The 15,201-nt window shown below is 41.1% G+C and carries 17 protein-coding genes and 1 pseudogene; 10 read left to right on the top strand and 8 right to left on the bottom strand.

Features of this window, described 5'->3' with window-relative positions; all coding sequences use genetic code 11:
- Window positions 1-10: 10 nt before the first annotated feature.
- The 4 genes from SD427_RS05365 to SD427_RS05380 all read left to right on the top strand — a co-directional run bounded on the left by SD427_RS05365 (window position 11) and on the right by SD427_RS05380 (window position 4,258).
- On the top strand, window positions 11-934 hold the full coding sequence (locus SD427_RS05365; protein ID WP_320560249.1) for a PfkB family carbohydrate kinase: 924 nt from the start codon (window positions 11-13) through the stop codon (window positions 932-934).
- 87 nt (window positions 935-1,021) lie between these two features.
- On the top strand, window positions 1,022-2,392 hold the full coding sequence (locus SD427_RS05370) for a peptidylprolyl isomerase (protein ID WP_320560251.1): 1,371 nt from the start codon (window positions 1,022-1,024) through the stop codon (window positions 2,390-2,392).
- 125 nt (window positions 2,393-2,517) lie between these two features.
- Window positions 2,518-3,462 carry a nitronate monooxygenase gene (locus tag SD427_RS05375; protein ID WP_320560252.1) on the top strand — a complete coding sequence of 315 codons (945 nt, stop codon included), beginning with the start codon at window positions 2,518-2,520 and terminating at the stop codon, window positions 3,460-3,462.
- 13 nt (window positions 3,463-3,475) lie between these two features.
- Entirely contained in the window at window positions 3,476-4,258 is a 783-nt protein-coding gene (locus SD427_RS05380) for an alpha/beta hydrolase (protein WP_320560253.1), read from the top strand.
- On the opposite strand, the gene SD427_RS05385 is transcribed toward SD427_RS05380, so the two are convergent.
- Window positions 4,255-4,872, bottom strand: coding sequence for a hypothetical protein (locus SD427_RS05385; RefSeq protein WP_320560254.1), 618 nt, complete (start codon window positions 4,870-4,872; stop codon window positions 4,255-4,257). The two genes, SD427_RS05380 and SD427_RS05385, sit on opposite strands and share 4 nt — an antisense overlap.
- A 32-nt stretch (window positions 4,873-4,904) precedes the next feature.
- The gene (locus SD427_RS05390; protein ID WP_320560255.1) at window positions 4,905-5,204 is read right to left on the bottom strand and encodes a rhodanese-like domain-containing protein; all 300 of its coding nucleotides are present in this window, start codon (window positions 5,202-5,204) and stop codon (window positions 4,905-4,907) included.
- A 122-nt stretch (window positions 5,205-5,326) separates the two neighbouring features.
- On the opposite strand from SD427_RS05390, the gene queG reads away from it, so the two are divergent.
- From queG to SD427_RS05410, 4 genes are all read left to right on the top strand, one after another.
- A complete protein-coding gene (gene queG / locus SD427_RS05395; protein WP_320560256.1) occupies window positions 5,327-6,277 on the top strand; it encodes a tRNA epoxyqueuosine(34) reductase QueG in 951 nt (316 codons plus the stop codon).
- Between the two features lie 331 nt (window positions 6,278-6,608).
- Window positions 6,609-7,286: a TIGR02117 family protein gene (locus SD427_RS05400; RefSeq protein WP_320561018.1), complete on the top strand. Its 678-nt coding sequence runs from the start codon at window positions 6,609-6,611 to the stop codon at window positions 7,284-7,286.
- A 244-nt stretch (window positions 7,287-7,530) separates the two neighbouring features.
- Window positions 7,531-7,989: an SRPBCC family protein gene (locus tag SD427_RS05405; protein WP_320560257.1), complete on the top strand. Its 459-nt coding sequence runs from the start codon at window positions 7,531-7,533 to the stop codon at window positions 7,987-7,989.
- Window positions 7,986-9,299 carry a deoxyribodipyrimidine photo-lyase gene (locus SD427_RS05410; protein ID WP_320560258.1) on the top strand — a complete coding sequence of 438 codons (1,314 nt, stop codon included), beginning with the start codon at window positions 7,986-7,988 and terminating at the stop codon, window positions 9,297-9,299. Before SD427_RS05405 ends, SD427_RS05410 begins: the two co-directional genes overlap by 4 nt.
- A gap of 20 nt (window positions 9,300-9,319) precedes the next feature.
- On the opposite strand, the gene SD427_RS05415 is transcribed toward SD427_RS05410, so the two are convergent.
- From SD427_RS05415 to SD427_RS05425, 3 genes are all read right to left on the bottom strand, one after another.
- Window positions 9,320-9,826, bottom strand: coding sequence for a hypothetical protein (locus tag SD427_RS05415; protein WP_320560259.1), 507 nt, complete (start codon window positions 9,824-9,826; stop codon window positions 9,320-9,322).
- 226 nt (window positions 9,827-10,052) lie between these two features.
- Window positions 10,053-11,114, bottom strand: coding sequence for a ketoacyl-ACP synthase III (locus tag SD427_RS05420; RefSeq protein ID WP_320560260.1), 1,062 nt, complete (start codon window positions 11,112-11,114; stop codon window positions 10,053-10,055).
- A 610-nt stretch (window positions 11,115-11,724) separates the two neighbouring features.
- Window positions 11,725-12,024 (bottom strand): helix-turn-helix transcriptional regulator, encoded by a 300-nt coding sequence (locus SD427_RS05425; protein ID WP_320560261.1) that lies wholly within the window; start codon window positions 12,022-12,024, stop codon window positions 11,725-11,727.
- 59 nt (window positions 12,025-12,083) lie between these two features.
- Here SD427_RS05425 and SD427_RS05430 point away from each other — a divergent pair, with 59 nt between their 5' ends.
- Both SD427_RS05430 and SD427_RS05435 read left to right on the top strand, forming a co-directional pair.
- A complete protein-coding gene (locus SD427_RS05430) occupies window positions 12,084-12,425 on the top strand; it encodes a hypothetical protein (RefSeq protein ID WP_320560263.1) in 342 nt (113 codons plus the stop codon).
- Window positions 12,426-12,595: 170 nt separating this feature from the next.
- Window positions 12,596-12,859 carry a hypothetical protein gene (locus SD427_RS05435; protein ID WP_320560264.1) on the top strand — a complete coding sequence of 88 codons (264 nt, stop codon included), beginning with the start codon at window positions 12,596-12,598 and terminating at the stop codon, window positions 12,857-12,859.
- 636 nt (window positions 12,860-13,495) lie between these two features.
- Here the strand turns inward: SD427_RS05435 and SD427_RS05440 are convergent.
- From SD427_RS05440 to SD427_RS05450, 3 genes and pseudogenes are all read right to left on the bottom strand, one after another.
- Entirely contained in the window at window positions 13,496-14,407 is a 912-nt protein-coding gene (locus SD427_RS05440; protein ID WP_320560265.1) for an NAD(P)/FAD-dependent oxidoreductase, read from the bottom strand.
- 31 nt (window positions 14,408-14,438) lie between these two features.
- Window positions 14,439-14,669 (bottom strand): annotated as a pseudogene (locus SD427_RS19050) (GTP-binding protein); the annotation flags it as partial.
- Between the two features lie 25 nt (window positions 14,670-14,694).
- A complete protein-coding gene (locus tag SD427_RS05450) occupies window positions 14,695-15,033 on the bottom strand; it encodes a MerC domain-containing protein (RefSeq protein WP_320560267.1) in 339 nt (112 codons plus the stop codon).
- Window positions 15,034-15,201 lie beyond the last annotated feature (168 nt).

Raw genomic sequence — 15,201 nt, forward strand, 5'->3', positions numbered from 1 at the left:
TGAAAATAATATGAAACTTTTAGTTGTAGGAAGTGTTGCATTTGATGCTATTGAAACGCCGTTCGGCAAAACAGATAAAATTTTAGGAGGTGCTGCAACCTATATCGGAATCACATCATCCGTTTTAGGAGTAAAATCCGGAATCGTTTCTGTAGTGGGAGGAGATTTCCCGCAGGAGCATCTTGATATGTTTACAGACAGGGACATCAATATTGAAGGAATTGAGATCGTAAAAGAAGGAAAGACCTTTTTCTGGTCCGGAAAATACCACAATGATTTAAATACAAGAGATACTTTAGCAACAGAAGTCAACGTCCTGGAAAACTTTGATCCTAAGATTCCTGAATCTATGCAGGATGCAGAAATTCTGCTCTTAGGAAATCTTCACCCCGGCGTGCAGCTTTCAGTACTTGAAAAAATGCACAACCGCCCGAAGCTTGTGATCCTGGATACAATGAATTTCTGGATGGACAGCGCCTGGGATATCCTGATGGATATGATTGCCAAAACCGATGTTATCACCATCAATGATGAAGAGGCAAGACAGCTTTCAGGAGAATATTCTCTGGTAAAAGCAGCCAAGAAAATCCACGGTATGGGCCCTGAATATGTAATTATCAAGAAAGGCGAGCACGGTGCCCTGCTTTTTCATGACGATAAAATATTTGCCATTCCTGCACTTCCGCTGGAAGAAGTGTTCGATCCTACCGGAGCCGGAGATACCTTTGCCGGGGGCTTTGCAGCCTATCTCGCCAAAAAAGGAAAAACTGATTTCGAAACCATGAAATCTGCATTGATCGTTGGTTCTGCTATGGCTTCTTTTACGGTAGAGAAATTCGGAACGGAGCGAATCCAGGAAGTAAACGAAAAGGATATGTTCGAAAGATTGAGACAGTTTAAAGAACTGACAACTTTTGACATAGAACTCCAGTAACTCCCTCTTTTTAAGAAATATTTATAATAAAAAATTTAGTGTAATTCATTAAGAATTCTAAATTTGCAACTTGTTTAAAATAGTAAAATGACAAATAAACTTAAGATCACTTTTCTTTTTGGGATTTTCATCATGATGATGGGGGCCAATACCATGAAAGCCCAGCTGAAACAGGGAGATCTCATCGATGGTATTGCAGCGGTAATCGGTGATGAAATTGTTTTGGAATCTGATGTAAATGAGCAGATGAATTATGCAAAACAGCAGGGAGCTTCCAATATTGATAAGTGCGAGTTTCTGGAAAACCTTCTGAACAATAAGCTTCTGGTTTATGAAGCCAGAAAAGATACGTTGATTGAGAATCGTTCTGCAGCAATCAAGGAACAGGCTAATGCGAAATACCAGCAGCTTCTTTCCCAGTTTCCTGACGAAAAAGCAATGCTGACGGCCTATAAGTTCAGAAACGGTTATGAAATGAAAAATGCGATCGAGAAAATCGATATCGATCAATATTACGGGCAGGCCAAATACCAGAGAATTACCGAAAAGGCTGATGTTACGCCCAACGAGGTAACCGATTTCTATAATCAGTACAAGGCACAGCTGCCTGAGATCAAGGATGAGGTATCATTGTCACAGATCATGATGTTTCCCAAGCTTACGGAAGCCCACAAGCAGGACCTGATCAACAGGCTTAATAAAATCAAGAAAGATATTCAGGGAGGCGAAACTTTTGAAAGCCAGGCGAGGATTTATTCTGAAGATCCGGGGTCAGCTTCCAACGGCGGTCTGATGAAGAACATTTCAAAAGGGCAGATGGTAAAGCCTTTCGAGGCGGCGGCACTGAACCTTCAGGAGGGGGAAATATCAGAACCTGTAGAAACGGAATTCGGGTATCACATTATCCAGCTGGTAAAAAAGTCAGGAAAGATCTATGAAGCAAGGCATATTCTTCTGATGGCAACGCCTACGGATGATGAAGTGAAAACGGCAAGGGTAAAGCTTGACAGTATCAGAGGACTGGTTCAGAGCGGTAAAATCACTTTCAAAGATGCAGCTTTTAAATTCTCGGATGATAAAAGAACCAAATTCAACGCCGGGGTTATTGCGGGAGCTGACGGTTCTAACAAACTTGAAAGAGAGACGGTTCCCGGAACCATCAGCTACGAGCTGGCAGGTTTAAACAAAGGGGACATTACCAATGCTTTTGATGATGAAGATGAAAGAAAGAGAAAAGTGGTGAAGATTGTAAAAGTTGAAGATGTAATTCCTGCACATCAGATTACTCTTGAAACTGATTACGACCGGATCAAGCAGATGGCACTCAACAAAAAGAGAAACGAAATGGTTGAGAAGTTTGTCAGTTCAAGGCTCCCGACTACATTTGTTTCAATCGACGGCCGTTATGATTCATGTAATCTTAAAGGAAGCTGGAAGAAAGATTCAGTTAAAAAATAAAACCAAAACCTTCAGAATATCTGGAGGTTTTTTTACGCTCTAAAGTCCCGTTACATCGTAGTTTTTAGTATTTTTACGGCATGAGCAATTTTATAGATTTTAACTCGGCTAAAAAACTTCACGATATGCAGCAAAGTCAAAACAGGATTACCCGGCTGTTCGGTATCCAGTACCCGGTGATCCAGGCAGGGATGATCTGGCATTCCGGCTGGAAGCTGGCCTCAGCGGTTTCCAATTGCGGAGGCCTCGGCCTGATTGGCGCCGGCAGCATGTATCCTGATATCCTCAGGGAAAATATCCGGAAATGCAAAGAGGCCACAAAGAGGCCTTTCGGTGTTAATGTCCCGATGCTTTATCCCAATCTGGATGAAGTCATTCAGATCATTCTGGAAGAAGGCGTGAATATTGTCTTTACATCCGCTGGGAACCCGAAGACCTATACAGAAACTTTACAAAAAGAAGGATTAAAAGTAGCCCACGTCGTATCATCTACAAAATTTGCCATAAAATGCGAAGAAGCAGGCGTCGATGCCATAGTAGCCGAAGGATTCGAGGCAGGTGGCCACAACGGGAGGGATGAAACCACAACGTTCTGCCTGATCCCCAATGTGAAAAAGCACATCTCAAAACCCCTGATTGCGGCCGGCGGAATTGCCCTCGGTTCGCAGATGAAAGCGGCCATGGTTCTCGGAGCCGACGGCGTACAGATCGGGTCCCGTTTTGCAGCAACCGTTGAAGCCAGCGCGCACGATAACTGGAAACAGAAAATTACGGAACTTCAGGAAGGTGATACCCATCTGACTTTAAAAGAACTCGCACCTGTAAGAATGGTGAAAAACAAGTTCTTTAATGAACTGGAAGATATTTATACGGCCGGAAAGAATAAAGACTCCCTGATCGCCTCTCTGGGCCGGGCGAGGGCAAAGCGAGGCATGTTCGAGGGCGATATGGAAGAAGGCGAGCTGGAGATCGGGCAGGTGTCCGCTTTAATTGATGAAGTGCTTCCTGTGGAAACAGTGTTCCGGAATTTACTGAACGAATTTAACGAAGCAGGCAATCCCGGACTGTAGTAAATTATGTTAAATGGAAGGGAAGATCATTGATATAAAAGGCAAAAAATTATATACAGCGTACAGCAATTTATTTGAAAACAGGCCGGTCCTGGTCTTTCTGCATGATTCCTTAGGCTGCACGCAGCTTTGGCGTAATTTTCCTGAACAACTGGCAGCAGCAGTGCAATTCAATGTCTTAGTCTATGACCGTCTGGGATACGGCAAATCTTATCCGATGCTTACCCATGAAAGGGAAAACAATTACATGGAACTGGAAGCGGATGTACTGAATGACCTTCTGGGTATCCTGGGCATAGAGGAAACCATTCTGTTCGGTCACAGCGACGGTGGTACCATTGCGCTCATCACCGCGGCCAAATACCCCGGAAAAGTAAAAGCCGTAATCTGTGAAGCCGGACACATTTTTGTGGAAGATGTAACCGTAAAAGGAGTGAAAGATGCATTGCAGGCATATCAGACCACCAATCTTGCTGAACGCTTGGCAAAATACCACGGCGACAAAGTGGAAATGATGGTAAAAGCCTGGACGGAAACCTGGCTAAGCGATCACTTTAGAAAATGGAATATTGAATATCTTTTAAAAAACATAAAGGCACCACTGTTATTTATACAGGGCGAACAGGATGAATACGGAACCTTGGATCAGATGGAAAAAACAGTTTCCCAGGTAAGCGGAGGCACGGAAAGATTCATCATCCCGGAAGCCGGGCATACACCGCATAAGGAAAAGCCGGATGTGGTTTTGCAGAAATGTGCTGATTTTATAAATAAGGCAATATATAAAATGAGTTAGTGATTTTCAATCTCAGCCAGGATATTTTCCCGTGCCTTACCTTCATATTGAACCGTAAAATCCTCAGTCTTAAAAATACGTTCTAAGTCTAAGAAATGTTTCAGTACTTTTTTTCTTCCCGGCTTATACAGCAAATCAGGATAAACGGAATATTCTTTCCTGATCTTTTGGGTATAATCAATATAAGTTTTCCGGTCTTTTCCGAGAATCGAAAGATCTGCATCCAGAAGGTAATTTGTATCGCGGTCATCAGATTTCTGATGGGATTTTGTAGCCATAATTTGTTTTGAAATCCTTTCAACCGCGTCATGGGTGATGTTTAGTTTCTGCAGGGCTGATGCCGCAAATTCCGCACTTTTTTCCTCATTTGATTTTGAAGCCGCGCTGTAAATTACATCATGGTAAAAAACAGAAAATGAAATTTCTGTAAAATTCCCGATCTTGCTTCTCACGGTTTCAAGTTCGGTAAATATATGCTCAAGATGTTCCAGGTTATGGTAATGCCTGCCTTTCCCGGTATACCTTTTTTCAATATCAGACCATAATTGCTCAATAAGGTTTTTGTCTTCTGTGAATAACAGACAGTTTTCAGAAAATCTTTCCTTTAAATTCATAAGTGCCGGTTTTTAAATAAAAAAAGGAACTTTTAAAAAGTTCCCTGATTTGCTTCAATGGTTTGTTTCAGTTCAGCCCAGCCGCCGCCGTTGTAACCGTCTTTTAAGCCTTGTGAATTTAAATATTCCAGTGCTTTCCCGCTTCTGTTCCCGCTTCTGCAGAAAATCACAACCGGTTTTTCAAGAGATAAGATTTCATCCTGCCGGTCTTCCACTTCACCCAACGGGATATTTTTGGCACCGTCTATATGGCCGTCCATCTCCAATTCCATGGGTTCACGAACGTCGATTAATTCATAATTTCCTGATTTTAAAACTTCTGATAAAGACATGTTATATTAATATTTAAGGTTAGAATTTGGATTTAAATCATTAAAAAGGACAATACAGCAATTCAATGATTAAAAGCCCAAACAAATTTATAAAATAATCTTAGTTTTGCAAGGTAAAAATAATGAATTCAAACGCTGAGAAATATTCACAATTGATAAAGTCCACGGCAAAACGCTTTGGGTTTCAGGCCTGCGGTATTTCGAAAGCGGATTTCTTGGAAGAAGAGGCGAGGCCGCTGGAAAACTGGCTGAAGAATAATTTCCATGGCGAAATGAAATACATGGAAAACCATTTCGATAAAAGGCTGGATCCGAGGCTGTTGGTAGACGGCTCAAAATCGGTAATTTCCCTATCCTATAATTATTTTCCGGAAGAGAAAATCTCTGCCTTAGACAATTTTAAGATTTCAAAATATGCCTATGCAGAAGATTACCATGAAGTGATCAAAGAAATCCTGCGTGAAATGGTTGCCGAGCTGCAGGAAACAATCGGGGAATTCGGGTTCCGGGTCTTTGTGGATTCCGCTCCCGTCCTGGAGCGGAGCTGGGCAAGGAAATCCGGGATCGGCTGGGTAGGGAAGAATGCCAACCTGATTACCAAACAAAACGGCTCATTTTACTTCCTGGCAGAAATTATCTGTGACCTGGAACTGATTGCAGATCATGAAACCACAGACCACTGCGGGACCTGCCGGAAATGCATTGATGCCTGCCCTACCGGTGCCATTGTTTCAGAAAAATTGATTGACGGAAGCAAATGTATTTCTTACGCAACTATTGAGCTTAAAAATGAGATTCCGGATTATTTTAAGGATAAGATGGACGACTGGATGTTCGGATGCGATGTATGCCAGGACGTGTGCCCGTGGAACCGGTTTTCAATGCCTAACCGCCAGAGCAGGTTCCGCCCGAATGAAGCATTAAAGAACTTTAAAAAAGGAGAGTGGAAAGAGCTTACCCAGGAACTGTTCTCGGAAATCTTCAGAAAATCACCCGTAAAGCGGACAAAATTCGCAGGCCTGAAACGCAATATCGAGTTTCTGGAAAAGCCTTCAGATAATGATATAACCTGATAGTTTTGAATTTCACCGTTCCGGGCTAAGTCGTAAAAGTCATCCGTTTTTACATGAGTGCTGCAAAAACTGGATATGATATAAATAAAGTCCTTTAAGGAGAATTTAACTTAAAAAGGTATAAATCTAAATCTATCTTATCGTAAACTAACGTTTTTTCTGTGTCCTTTTCGGAGCCACTTTCACCCTTACTTTAAATCTTTTGCTTGATTTATTGTTTTTACGCATATTTGTGAATGTTTTGTACTTAAATTTAAATAAATTTCCGTTCAGAAAAAATACCTTTATAAAAATTATACGTTAATTATTAATCATATCAAAAAACATGACGGTGAAAAAAATGGCAATACTTATTCTTAAAGCTTTAGGAATCCTGGTAGGAATTATAGCGGTCTATGCCGCATCAGCATATCTCCTTCCTTTTATTGAAGTTCCGGCAAAAGACGACGGGCAGAAGAAAGATATCGCGGTTTATATCTATACCAACGGCGTGCATACGGATATCGTTATGCCCGTGAAAAACGACCTGCAGGACTGGGGAGCAAAAATACCGTTTTCCAATACAAAATCCGGGGAAACAGATTATAACTTCGTAGGTATCGGATGGGGCGACAAAGGCTTTTACCTGGACACCCCGACCTGGGCAGATCTTAAATTTTCCACTGCCTTCAAGGCGGCATTCTGGCTGAGCGAATCGGCAATGCACTGCAGTTATTACCGTACGATGAAAGAAGGGGACGACTGTAAAATGATCATGATCAGCAGAGACCAGTATAAAAAACTCGCAGCGTTTGTTGAGAAAAAATTTGACCGGGACGAAAAAGGGAACTTTATCCTGGTTCCTACCAAGGCCGTCTACGGCAATAATGATGCTTTTTACGATGCTCAGGGAACATACAGCTTTCTGGATACCTGCAACACATGGACCAACGACGCTTTAAAAGCCGCCGGGCAGAAAGCCGCGCTCTGGACGCCTACGGACTACGGGATTTTCATTCATTATAAATAATATTCCGGTAATTTTCTGTTCTGACAGGCTGATGGAGTGAAGAATTCTGTCCTGTATTTTTATGACAGGTTAATAGTTTTCTCTGTATCTACATCTGCAGAATCTAAAAAATCAAAAGAGATCTAGTTAAAAATCAGGGCCCGAAATTTTTATAACATTCAAGTCTGGAATTTAAGTCGGCCGGATAAAGTACGGACAATTGCCAATGTGGTATTTTTATTGCACTTCAACGTCATAAAAAATAATGAAGCACCGCCTCTACCGCGAACAGCAGCTGAACTGCGACCTGGATACCGCCTGGAAATTCTTTTCATCTGCCAACAATCTTTCTGAAATTACTCCGAAGGAAATGAAATTTATCGTTTTAACCCATTTTGACAATGACGAGATTTACGAAGGAATGATCATTGATTATTTTGTTTCCCCTTTGTTAGGCATTAAAATGAAATGGAAAACGGAAATCATCCAGGTGGATTTAAGAAAAAGCTTTACCGATTTCCAGAAAAAAGGCCCGTATAAGCTGTGGCACCATCATCATGAGTTCATAGAAAACGAAAACGGTGTCCTGATGAAAGATACCGTAGACTATGAGCTGCCTTTAGGGTTCCTGGGAGAAATAGCACATACGCTTTTCGTGAAGTCCAAGCTGAACCATATTTTTAATTACCGCTTTAAAATCCTGAAAAAACGTTTTAACAGATGAAAGATAAAGATACTACAGCAAAAGATGCCGTCAATATGTTCTGGTTCCGCAGGGATCTCAGGCTGGAAGATAATGCAGGCCTCCACAATGCGTTAAAAGCAGGCTGTGATGTGCTTCCCGTATTTATTTTCGACAAAGAAATCCTGGATAAGCTTGACAACAAGGCCGATAAAAGAGTCGATTACTTTCATCAGGCTTTAAGCGGAATGCATAAAGAGCTGAAAAAACATAAAAGCGGGCTTCGGGTGTTCATCGGGAAGCCGTTGGAAGTATTTAAGGAAATAACAAAAGATTATAAAATAGGTACGGTTTTCACCAATACGGATTATGAGCCGGCAGCGGTAAAGCGCGATAAAGAGATTAAAGATTTTCTAGAGCAAAAGAATATTGGCTTTGAAAGTTTTAAAGATCAGGTAATCTTTGAAAAAGATGAAGTGGTAAAAAAGGACGGAACGCCTTATACCGTTTATACTCCGTTTTCCCGGAAATGGAAAGAAACATTAGGATCAGGAAAAACAGAAAGCTTTACAACGGATTTCTCACACTTCCTGAAATATGCCGCGCCGAAATTTCCTCAGCTTGAAGACCTTGGGTTCAAAAAAACGGATATTACATTTCATGAGCCGTTTCCGGAAAAGTCGGTGATCGATGATTATGACCGGTACAGGAATTTTCCGGGACTGGACCATACCACCCGCCTGGGCGTGGCTCTGCGTTTCGGGACTATTTCCGTGCGGAAATGTGTACAGTTTGCCCGTGAACATAATGAAACCTGGCTGAATGAGCTGATCTGGCGGGAATTTTTTATGCAGATCCTTCATCATTTCCCGAAAGTAGTGAACCATCCGTTCAAAGAAAAATATGAAAATATAGAATGGCGGAATAATGAAAAGGAATTTGCGCTCTGGTGCGAAGGAAAAACAGGCTATCCCATTGTAGATGCCGGCATGCGCCAGCTCAATGAAACAGGCTTTATGCACAACAGGATAAGAATGGTAACGGCCAGCTTTCTAACGAAACACCTGCTGATCGACTGGCGTTGGGGCGAAGCTTATTTTGCAGAAAAGCTTCTGGATTATGAATTGTCTTCCAACAACGGCAACTGGCAGTGGGTGGCAGGCTGCGGCTGCGATGCAGCACCTTATTTCAGGGTATTCAATCCTTCCGAACAGACCAAAAAGTTCGATAAAGACCACAAATACATCAATGAATGGCTCAGTGAAGAGGATCAGGATATCGAACCTATTGTAGAGCACGTGTCTGCCAGGAAAAGAGCGCTGGATGTATACGGAAAAGCAGTAAAAAGATAAGAATCACCGGTACTTTACCCTTATAATGTATTGGTAAGCCCGAGTTTTTTCAGGGCCGTTTCGTTCAGGTAGATTTCATCAAAATAAGTGAGTGACTCCACATCTTTGAATTTTTGGAACATGCGCTCATTTTTGTTGAATGAAAGCTCGATGGATTCATTATACGCAGCGGTGATCCTGACTACAGAATAACCGTTGTAGGCAATTTTGAAACCTTCGAAAAGACATTTCTGCTCAGCTTCCTGATACAGCCTGTATTCATCCGAAGCAATGCCGCTTTCAGGATCATAGGGTTCTTTACGGTTATGCTCCAGCGATTTCCAGGAAGTGTAGTTCTTAGGTTCTTTCAGGATATTTCCTGTCTGTCCTACCGGTACAAAAAGTTCCAGGGTGAGGGGTTCTTTCAGAAAATTCGCATAATTATTCATCAGTTTTAAGGTCTGCAGATCAGCATATCCTTCATGTGAATAATATTCAATAACGAAATCCGTCATCGGAATCAGTTTGTGAGAGGCATTGATGGGCATACGTACTTTCTTAAGGCAAATTATTAATAATCTTTTTTGAAAAAAACGAAGATAAGTAAATTGTTAAAAAGGATAAAATTATTTTGAAATTCCTGATCAGGGACTTTTTTTCCTGAGTCTTTAAAATAAAAAAAGATTGATATGCTGTTAATATCAATCTTTAATCTGTATATTATATATGGAAATACGTTGAAATTAATTACATCAGTCTGCTTTCCGTTATGGTTTAAAACTTATAAACAAGCGCATTGATATTCATCCCAGCTCCAACCGATGCAAACAGGACCACGTCGCCCTTTTTGATGTTGTGAAGTTCCAGTTCATCATTAAGAATCATGGTAAGCAGGGTAGGTATGGTGGCTACACTGCTGTTTCCGAGCTTGCTGATGACCATAGGCATAATGTTTTCAGGTGTCGGCACACTGTACAGCTGATAGAACCTGTCAACAATTGCTTCGTCCATTTTTTCATTGGCCTGATGGATGATGATCTTGTTAAGGTCATTAATGAAATATCCGCTGCTGTCCAGGCATTTCTTCATCGCATCCGGCACATGAACAAGTGCGAATTCATAGATTTTCCTCCCGTCCATTTTGATGTATTTGGTATCAGGGCAGCTTTCCTGGTTATAGGATTTTCCGAAAAACAGGAAATCTTTTTCATTAAGGGTATGTGAAGCTGATAAATGGGACCTGATCCCGGAATCATCATCAGAATTGGCTTCCAGCACTACCGCACCGGCGCCGTCAGCATAAATCATACTGTCTCTGTCATGAATGTCTACAACGCGGGACAGGGTCTCCGCACCGATCACCAGGCATTTTTTGGCAATACCGGATCTGATGAATGCATTAGCCTGGATTACGCCTTCGAGCCATCCCGGGCACCCGAACAGGACGTCGTACGCCACACAGAAATTATTCCTGATTTTCAGGAGATGCTTTACCCTTGACGCAAGGCTCGGGACTGCATCAGACTGGATGGTACCGAAACGCACATCGCCGAAATTATGGGCAAAAATAATATAATCTAAAGTTTCAGGATCAACTCCCGAATCTTCTATGGCAGCCTGAGCAGCAATAAGGCCGAGGTCTGAAGTTACATGCGTACTGCTGGCATATCTCCTTTCCTCGATACCGGTGATTTTCTGTAATTTGCTTGTAATAGCAGCGTTGTCATCCTTTAACAAAACACCCTGTTCATTCAGGAAAATATGATTGTCAAAAAATAACCTGGTGATGGTTTCTGATGGTATGTAATTTCCTACACCTGTGATTTTGCTTGTCATGTTCAAATAAGATTCTAATCTTTTTTTTCTTTAAAAATAAAACAGCTGAATAGGAGTTCAGCATAATATCAATAAACCTCCTCCATATTAAAAACAAAAATACGTTGCCTGATGATCTCAATTCAATTTAATTCAATCCGGCCGGACAGCCATTTATTTGTGATTATATCCTGATTATATTTTCATCAATCAATCAATCAATCAATCAATACGCTTCCTGAAATCAGATAACAGGTCCGGACAGCATGAAATACCAGAACGTTTTTGTGTTTTTGCAATTTTCGATAAAGGTAACTTATTAAAAATAAATAAACACGCAAAAAACCGATATCATAAAAATTTTAACATAATTAACGAGGACATGAATAGAATAATAACCTAAATGTAAAAATTTTAAAAGTTTATGATCATTATCCGTTTTTTTTGGAAATGAATAATGCTTTTAGTATTGATTTCTTCAGGGGCTTTTTCGCCGAAGATTATTACAGAATTGATCTGTATGATTATCACGTAAAACCCGCAGGCCCTACATCAACATACTGCTGCAGATTTATTTTTCCGGACAGAATTTTTATGATGTACGGAATTATCGGTCTGAAAAGATGTCGGCCTACAGTTCTTCTTCCAAGATGGCTACAATCCGGTCGATTACATCGCTTTTTTTAGACTTGTTTTGGTATTCAGCTTTGGGTTCAGAAACAATATGCTGTTGTTCCTTGCTGAACAGCGCGTAAAGGTCAATATCCGGATGGGTTTCAAGGTACCATGACAAAAAATTCAGAGGCATCGCATTCTTTCCTGAAAAATAAAGCTGGATAGACTGCGGCGTAACTCCATATGCATCTGCTATATGCTTCATGGTTTCTCCCTTTCCCTTACTGTACTCCCTAATTTTCTCGTAAATTTTCATGCTGATTGAAGTTTTTATTTAATGTTAAAAAAGAGTAAAACAATAATTAATTGTAAAAATTGCAACAAATTGTTGTTTTAAAAATATATAATTGTATATTTGCAGTATTATTGTCTTATGAAAGACAAGCACAAAATTACGAAAAAGGTTTAATAAATTATTTCATTTATATGGGCAAATTGTCTATCCCAAAGAATCAGAAAATGAACGGTGAAAAATTTGATTTCATTGATCAGTGGTTACCGGCGCGTTACACAAGTTCAGTAAATATAATTCTCAAAGAAGATAAGAAAGATCCTGTTTATATAAGACGGGTGAAAAAAACAAGAACTGATGACATGAAAGTTATAGATGCACTTTATAAAGTGGCACAACTTAATAAATTGCAGGTAGAAGACTGAATTCTGTATACATACAAAAAATTTCATCGACAAAGAATAACTGAACGGTCAACCTGCTGACAGGGCAGCGGCTATGGGGTAAAAGTACAGCTCAGTATTTGAGTGTGGTTATTAGTTTTTAACCGGCCGGCATGTGGCTGGCCGGTTTTTATATAACACAAATATGAATTATGGAAAAAACTGACATTACCATCACGGAATGCTTCAAATGCGGAGCCCGTTATGAAAACTATTTCAACGCATCACCCTGCTGCCGAGCCATCATTTTAAAAGTAGATGAACAAGGGAACCGTACCACCACTACTTTTCTAAGCACCCTTTCCCTGCCCTTATCTGATTACGTAAGAATAGAAAAACCGGAAAAGGAGGAAGCGGCAATATCTGAGGTTTTATATCGGGGCAGAAGTGATTTTTCAGATTTAATACAATTTTAGTTAACAGTTATGCAGGCATGCCGGGCATGGATCCAGCAGGACCTGAAACTGCCTTCATTTTTAAAATGCGTTTTCTTTCAATTTCAGCTGCTTTTAACAGTACAAAACCCATTTGATGGTCTTTCATCTGATCAATGGCTAATGACTGTTTCTGTCATTTCCGCAAAGGTAAGGTGTTCCGCAGGTCCGGTTGTTTTTCTGTCGATTGACAGGGAAGGGCACCGATACTAAAGATAGTGTTTTGACCTGTAAATGGCCTATGCATCTTTTTATCTGGTCTTTTTGCCGGGCTAAAAAACCCGTCACCACCGCGCATCATCACATCAAAACCAGGTTCTGCAGACATCTCAGCGATTTCAGCCCGGCATTTGTTCAGGCATAATTGATGCAGCAGCCTGCCGGCGCAGCATGGGTAACGGCTGCCGTAGTTACGTACCTGCTTTCTTCCCTTCCTTTTTAAATTTATGCAAGGCCGGAAGAGGGGTTTTCCCATCGGGACCTATAGCAAGCGAACCATTATTATGCTGAAACCGTCCCCGGAAGTGAGCAGAGCAGAAGCATTGGGGATTTACGTCTGTCTATAAATGAAATTTTTTCCGGTTTATACCTTATTTTCCTGAGGCAGTCACCTGAAAGTTAAAAAACTTCCTGTACCAGTTGATGGTTGGCCATTGCTCCGGCAACGTTTCCTGCAGAGACTGCATTGGCTACCGAACGCATCGATGAAGCGTTGTCTCCGCATGCAAAAACACCGTAAATGTTTGTTTTCTGAAAATTGTCTGCCCTGAGATGCCCGGTTTCCGTCAGCTCACAGCCCAGCTGCCCTGCAATATCCGAATGCTGCCGGAAGGGCAGGGAAGTATATAAAGCATCAACCGGGAAAGATTTTCCGTCTGAAAGATTAATCCCAGACAGCTTTCCGGCATGGTGGATGATTTCCGAAACAAGATCTTCAATAACCGGAATATTGTTTTTGCTGAGTTTATTCAGTTGTTCTTCAGAAAATTCACTTTCTCCGTTGGTAAATACCATCAGGTCATCCGTCAGGTTTTTAACCAGCCCCGCAATATGGAGTGCTTTGTCACCACGGGCCATAATCCCGGTTTTCTGATCCCGGAATTCATAACCATGGCAATATGGGCAGTGGATTGCTGAAATGCCCCAGCATTCTTTCAGGCCCCGGATATCCGGAAAAATATCTCTGATGCCGGTTGCCAGGATGATTTTCTTTGCTGAAAATTCTTCGGATCCGGTCCTGATGTCAAATCCTGAATTAGTTTTTTTGGCTTCAATTGCTTTCTGCCTGATAAATTCAACAGTTTTATATTTTAAAACCTGTTCCAAAGCAATCCCTGAGATTTCCGCCGGTTTTTTACCGTCCTGGGTAATGAAGTTATGGGAATGGGGCGTCTGCGCATTGCATGGGTTCCCGCTGTCCAGGATCAGAACTTTTCTGAGCGACCTTCCGAGTGCCATAGCTGCTGATAATCCTGCATAGCTTCCGCCGATGATGATGACATCATAAGGATTGGAAAATGATTTTTTCATTGATTAAATATTTTTAGGGAATGGGTCTTCAAATGAGGTTGTCTCTTAATGTACAGAAGATGCAGCCATTGCTCATTTCCACCAGTTTTTTTTCGGTCCGGAAAGCGGATTTTCACTCTGCATCAATATTAACCCCGCTCGTGTCATTTGCAATGACGGCAACTTTAAGATTGTCTTTGTTATGAATGCCATGATTGAGAAGCGTGTTTTTACCTGCGCCCGGGAAGCCGCTGAGAACGGTAACAGGAATTCTTTTTTGCATAAGTTCAGAATAAAACAGAAATCAGTCAGTGTTTGTGATTTCTAAAGTTGATGATGTGGGCTGTGATCAGGCCTGCAGCTCCGAAATAAATGAGCCCGGAATGAAGGTGGAATATAAAATCCAGTCCTACAGAAAGGGCAATCAGTGAAACAGAGACCCAGAAAAGTATTTTGAGCCCGGCGGAACGGATGGTTTTCGTAATCCTGAAAACAACAATTAAGCCGATTAACAGAAACAAGAGGTCTATTAACGGATGGTGCGAAATTCCTATTGGAATGATCATCAGTATCGGAAATAAAATACAGTGGATCAGGCACAGGGTTGCTGCTGAAATACCGATAAGGTCTAGAATTTTTAAGCTCATTTCTTATTGTAACTTTGTTGCAAAATTAGACAAAATTAACTTTAAATGCAACTTAGTTGCAATAAAAATAATGAAATAAATAAGAGAGATTAAGCCTAAAGCAGGAAATATGCCCGGATCATCAGCTTCAAGATAGCATTTTCACATGCCGAAATTATAATCTGATCG

The organism is Chryseobacterium sp. JJR-5R, assembly GCF_034047335.1.
Taxonomy (GTDB): Bacteria; Bacteroidota; Bacteroidia; order Flavobacteriales; family Weeksellaceae; genus Chryseobacterium.